Source organism: bacterium, assembly GCA_030654305.1.
Taxonomy (GTDB): domain Bacteria; phylum Krumholzibacteriota; class Krumholzibacteriia; order LZORAL124-64-63; family LZORAL124-64-63; genus PNOJ01.
On record JAURXS010000247.1, the window covers coordinates 1 to 5,251 of the forward strand.

At 71.5% G+C, this 5,251-nt stretch carries 5 protein-coding genes; 3 read left to right on the top strand and 2 right to left on the bottom strand.

What is annotated here, in order from left to right; all coding sequences use genetic code 11:
• Positions 1-397, bottom strand: a 397-nt coding sequence (locus Q7W29_07050; GenBank protein ID MDO9171573.1) for a hypothetical protein, incomplete at its 3' end; no start/stop codon positions are given.
• A 272-nt stretch (positions 398-669) separates the two neighbouring features.
• Between Q7W29_07050 and Q7W29_07055 the strand changes: the two genes are divergently transcribed.
• Positions 670-1,035 carry a GIY-YIG nuclease family protein gene (locus Q7W29_07055; protein ID MDO9171574.1) on the top strand — a complete coding sequence of 122 codons (366 nt, stop codon included), beginning with the start codon at positions 670-672 and terminating at the stop codon, positions 1,033-1,035.
• Positions 1,036-1,116: 81 nt separating this feature from the next.
• On the opposite strand, the gene Q7W29_07060 is transcribed toward Q7W29_07055, so the two are convergent.
• A complete protein-coding gene (locus tag Q7W29_07060) occupies positions 1,117-3,168 on the bottom strand; it encodes a prolyl oligopeptidase family serine peptidase (protein ID MDO9171575.1) in 2,052 nt (683 codons plus the stop codon).
• A gap of 203 nt (positions 3,169-3,371) precedes the next feature.
• On the opposite strand from Q7W29_07060, the gene Q7W29_07065 reads away from it, so the two are divergent.
• Entirely contained in the window at positions 3,372-4,067 is a 696-nt protein-coding gene (locus Q7W29_07065; GenBank protein ID MDO9171576.1) for an RNA pseudouridine synthase, read from the top strand.
• Positions 4,064-5,200, top strand: coding sequence for an NAD(P)/FAD-dependent oxidoreductase (locus tag Q7W29_07070; protein ID MDO9171577.1), 1,137 nt, complete (start codon positions 4,064-4,066; stop codon positions 5,198-5,200). The genes Q7W29_07065 and Q7W29_07070 overlap by 4 nt, the downstream gene beginning before the upstream one ends.
• The last annotated feature ends 51 nt before the right edge of the window (positions 5,201-5,251 follow it).

Sequence of the window (5,251 nt, forward strand, 5' to 3'; positions counted from 1 at the left end):
CGAAGTCGAGGGTGTCGGGGGTCGCGACGATCGTCGCGGTCGGGGCGATCACGCCGAGCGTCAGCGTGCCCGTGGCCGCATCGCGCCCATCGTCCACGCGCACCGTCGCGGTGCAGGGCCCGGCCTGCGCCGGCGCGACCCACGCGACGACGGCCGCCGTCGTCCCCGCGGGAAAGACGCCGCGCGCCGCGCTCCAGGCGTAGGACAGCGGTTGACCCTCGGGATCGTCGGCACTCACCGAGAGGGAGAGCGTGTCGCCGGGGCCGACCGTCGCCGACGGCGCGGCCGACAGCGCCGCGATCACCGGCGGCCGGTTCGCGGGATCGGAGTCCAGGATGCAGCCGGCGGCCGCCAGGGCCGCGACGGACAGGTAGAAGACCAGTGGACGGGCGCGCATGTCGCTCCTCGCGGTTGCCCTCATTGTAGGTGGGATCGTCGCCGCGGACAACCGTCTGGCCCGGCGCCGCGCCCGGTGCTATCATGGGTCCCGAACAGGAGAATCCATGACTTCGACCCGCCACATCCCCCTGCCGACCCTCTACCGGGAGACCGACGCCTTCGCCGGTCTCGTGATGCCGGGCTCCGCCTGAGCCAAGCCGCAGCCATCCCGCATCACGTCACGCCGCTGGCGCCCCGCCGACGGCCCGGACCCGTTCCCGGGAGGATGTCATGAACGACCGCAAGGACCTGATCCGCGCCTACAAGGAGACCGTGCAGCCCGCCGGCATCTACGTCGTGCGCAACACCGTCGACGGCAGGATCCTGCTCGGCGCCAGCCGCAACCTGCCGGCCGGCCTCAACAGCCAGCGCGCCCAGCTGCGCTTCGGCGGCCACCGCAACCACGCCCTGCAGGCCGACTGGAACCGACTCGGCGAGGACGCCTTCACCATCGAATTCCTCGAAGAGCTGAAGCCCGCGGAAGGCAGTCGCGAGGTCCGCCAGGAAGACCTCGAAGCCCTGCTCGCCCTGCTGATCGCCGACCTGCGTCCCTGGGACGAGCGCGGCTACCACGCCCCGCCGCGCGAAGGGGCTTGATCCCGGGGCCTCCGACGTCCCGGAACGTGGAAGGGGAGCCCCTGCGGGCTCCCCTTCGTCGTCCGGATCGTGAGCGGCTCCCTACATCCCGAGATGGTGCGCTAAAAACGCCCACTCGTCCGCGACCTCCTCGATGATCTTCGCCGTCGGCTTCCCGCCCCCGTGCCCCGCCTTGGTCTCGATGCGGATCAGCACCGGCTTGTCGCAGCCCTGCGCTTCCTGGATGCGCGCGGCGTACTTGAAGCTGTGGCCCGGCACGACGCGGTCGTCGTGGTCGGCGGTGGTGATCAGGGTGGCCGGGTAGCAGGTCCCGTCCTTCAGGTTGTGGTAGGGCGAGTACGCGCGCAGCACGGGGAACATCTCGGGGTCCTCGCTGCTGCCGTAGTCGCTGGTCCAGGCCCAGCCGATGGTGAACTTGTGGAAGCGCAGCATGTCCATGACCCCGACCGCGGGCAGCGCCGCCGCGAACAGCTCGGGCCGCTGGTTGATCACCGCGCCGACCAGCGTGCCGCCGTTGCTGCCGCCCTGGCAGGCCAGGTGGGCGGGGGAGGTGTACTTCCCGTCGATCAGCCACTCCGCCGCCGCGATGAAGTCGTCGAAGACGTTCTGCTTGTTCTTGAGCATGCCGCCCTGGTGCCAGTCCTCGCCGTACTCGCCGCCGCCGCGCAGGTTGGCCATCGCGAAGACGCCGCCCATCTCGACCCACTGCAGGCGCGAGATCGAGAAGTAGGGCGTCATCGAGGCGTTGAAGCCGCCGTAGCCGTACAGCAGCGTGGGGTTCTTGCCGTCGAGCTCGAGGTCCTTGCGATGGACCAGGAACATCGGGATCTTCGTGCCGTCCTTGCTGGCGTAGAAGACCTGTTCGGTGGCGTAGGCGCTCAGGTCCACGTCGATCTCCGGCTCGCGGAACACGGTGCTGACGCCGGTCCCGAAGTCGTACTTGAAGATGGTCGGCGGGTAGAGGAACGACGTGAAGGTGTAGAAGCTCTCGGTGTCCGCGCGGTGGCCGCCGAAGCCGCCGGCGCTGCCGATGCCGGGCAGCTCCACCTCGCCCAGCGGGCTGCCGTGGTGGTCGAAGCGGTAGACGACGCTGTGGGCGTCCTTCATGTACTCGGCGACGAACTCGTCGCCGTTGATCATGCCCACGCCCTCCAGGGTGATGTCCTTCTGGGGGATCAGCTCGAACCAGGCGTCCTTGGCCGGGTTGGCGATGTCGACCGCGACCAGCCGCTTGCGCGGGGCGTCGAGGTCGGTCGTCAGGTAGAACACGCCGTCGTCGTGCTCGACGAAGCTGTACTCAGCCTCGAATTCGCCGAGCAGCTCCACGATCTTCGATGCGGGGTCGCGCAGGTCCTTGTAGAAGAGCAGGTTCTGCGGCGAGGTGCCCCGCCAGACCGTGATGATCAGGTAGTCGCCGCTCTCGGTCACGTCCCCGCCGAAACCCCAGTCCTGGTGGTCGGGGCGCTCGTAGACCAGGACGTCCTGCGACTGCGGCGTGCCCAGCTTGTGGTAGTACAGCTTCTGGAAGAAGTTGGCGCCGGTGAGGTCCTCGCCCGCCTTGGGCTCGTCGTAGCGGCTGTAGAAGAAGCCCTCGCCCTTCTCGTCCCAGCTAGCGCCGGAGAACTTGCTCCACTCGACCTTGTCGGTGAGGTCCTGGCCGGTGTCGATGTCGCGCACGTACCAGGTCTGCCAGTCCGAACCGCTGACGCTGGTGGCCCAGGCCATCTTCTTGCCGTCGCGGGCGATGCTCATCCCGGCCAGCGCGACGGTGCCGTCCTCGCTCAGGGTGTTCGGGTCCAGCAGCACGCGCGGCTCGGCGTCGAGGCTCTCCTGGACGTAATAGACGGACTGGTTCTGCAGGCCGCTGTTCTTCGAGAAGAAGTAGCGGCCGCCCTCCTTGAACGGGGCGCCGTACTTCGGGTAGTCCCAGAGCTCGGTCAGGCGCTGCTTGATCCGCTCGCGGGCCGGCAGCTTGGCCAGGTAGCCGTACGTCAGCTCGTTCTGGGCCGCGACCCAGGCGCGGGTCTGCTCGCTGTCGACGTCCTCGAGCCAGCGGTAGGGGTCGGCGACCGGCGTGCCGTGGTAGTCGTCGACGACCTCGACCTTGGCGGCGACGGGGTAGTCCAAGGGCATCTGGCTCTCCTGTCCGGAATCGCGACAGCCGCCGAGCGCGAGCAGCGCCAGAGCGGCCAGGAACGGCGCACGTTTCATGGGACGGACCTCTCGTTTCGGCTCGGGGGAGGCGGCGGGGAACCGGGCCATCATAGGACCCGGCGGCCCGCCTGTCACGCCTCAACGGGCTTTCCAGACGCCCCGGCCGCTGCTACCATGCGGGCATGTCCGGCCACGATCTGCGCATCCTCCACGAAGACAACCACCTGCTGGTGGTGGTCAAGCCCGCCGGCCTGCTCGCCCAGGGCGACAGCACCGGCGACGTCACGCTGCTCGACCTCTGCAAGGCGGACCTGAAGGCCCGCTTCGGCAAGCCGGGCAACGTCTACCTGGGGCTGGTGCACCGCCTGGACCGGCCGGTCTCCGGCGTGATGGTCCTGGCCCGCACCTCGAAGGCCGCCTCGCGGCTCAGTGAGCAGTTCCGCGACGGGCGCGTGCGCAAGATCTACCGCGTCGTCGTCGAGGGTGCGCCACCGGCGGACGAGGGCGAACTGGTCGGCTACCTGGCCGCCGAGGGGGACGCCGACGGCCGCACCCGCTGGTCCGCGACGCCCTTCCCGGGTTCGCGCGAGGCGCGCCTGCTGTACCGGTCGCTCGGCGACGCGGCCGGCCGCTCGCTGCTCGAGGTCCGGCCGCAGACCGGTCGGCGCCACCAGATCCGCGTCCAGCTCGCGGCCGCCGGCTGCCCCGTCGTCGGCGACGTGAAGTACGGCGCCCCGATCCCGCTGCCCGACCGTTCCGTCGCCCTGCACGCCTGGCGCCTGGAGCTGGCGCACCCCGTCGGCGACCGGCCGCTGTCCTTCACCGCTCCCGTTCCCGAACGCGCGCCCTGGTCCCTCTTCGGTGGGGATCCCGCGTGATCGCGGTCGACGTCACCGTGGTCGGCGGCGGCATCGTCGGCTGCGCCGTGGCCGACGCCGCGGCCCGGCCCGGCCGCTCGCTCGTGCTGCTGGAGAAGGAGGCGCGCCCGGGCGCCGGCACGACCTCGCGCAACAGCGAGGTGGGGCACGGCGGCATGTACTACCCGACGGGCTCGCTGAAGGCCCGCTGCTGCGTGCGCGGGCGGCGGCTGCTGCGCGAGTTCTGCCTCGGGGCGGGCGTCGGCTGGCGCGACGCCGGCAAGCTGATCGTGGCTTGCGATGAGAGCGAGGTGCCCGGCCTGGAGCGGCTGCACGCCCTGGGCGCCGCCAACGGCGTCGAGGACCTCGCCCTGATCGGCAGCGACGAGGTGAGCCGGCTCGAACCGCAGATCGCGGCCGTGGCGGCCCTGCACTCGCCGCGCACCGGGATCCTGGACGCCGAGGGCGCGGCCCGGGCCTTGGCGGCGCGCGCCGCCGCCCGCGGCGCCGAGGTGATGACCGGCGCCGAGGTCTCGGGCCTGGCGCGGCGCGGCGGCGTCTGGGAGGTCGCGGTCCGGCGCGGCGCCGAGACCTGGACCCACGCGAGCCGCCAGGTCGTCAACTGCGCAGGCCTCCACGCCGACGACGTCGCGGCCATGGCCGGGGTGGACGTCGACGGCCTCGGCCTGCGACAGCGCTGGGTCAAGGGCAACTACTTCGCGGTGGACCCCCGGCACTCCGGCCGCGTGTCGCGCCTGGTCTACCCGGTGCCGCCGCGCGACCGCGACACCCTGGGCGTGCACGTCTGCCTGGACCTGGCCGGCCAGCTGCGCCTGGGCCCCGACTTCGAGGCCGTGCCGCGCCGCGAGGACTACGGCGTGGACCCCGCCCGCGCCGGCGCGTTCTTCGCGGGCGCCGCGCGCTTCCTGCCCTGGCTCGCGCCGCAGGACCTGCAGCCGGCGCTGAGCGGCCTGCGCCCCAAACTCGACACCGACGCCCCCTTCGCCGACTTCCAGGTCCGCCGCGAGACGGGCGACCTCGAGGGACTGATCGACCTGATCGGGATCGATTCGCCGGGCCTGACTTCCGCGCCGGCGCTGGCGGAAATCGTCGCCGCCCTGCTCGACGACCGCGAACCCTGGATCGCGCCATGACCGCTGCAACGGTCGCGATCCTGCTGCTGCTGCTGGCCGCCGTCGCCGCGG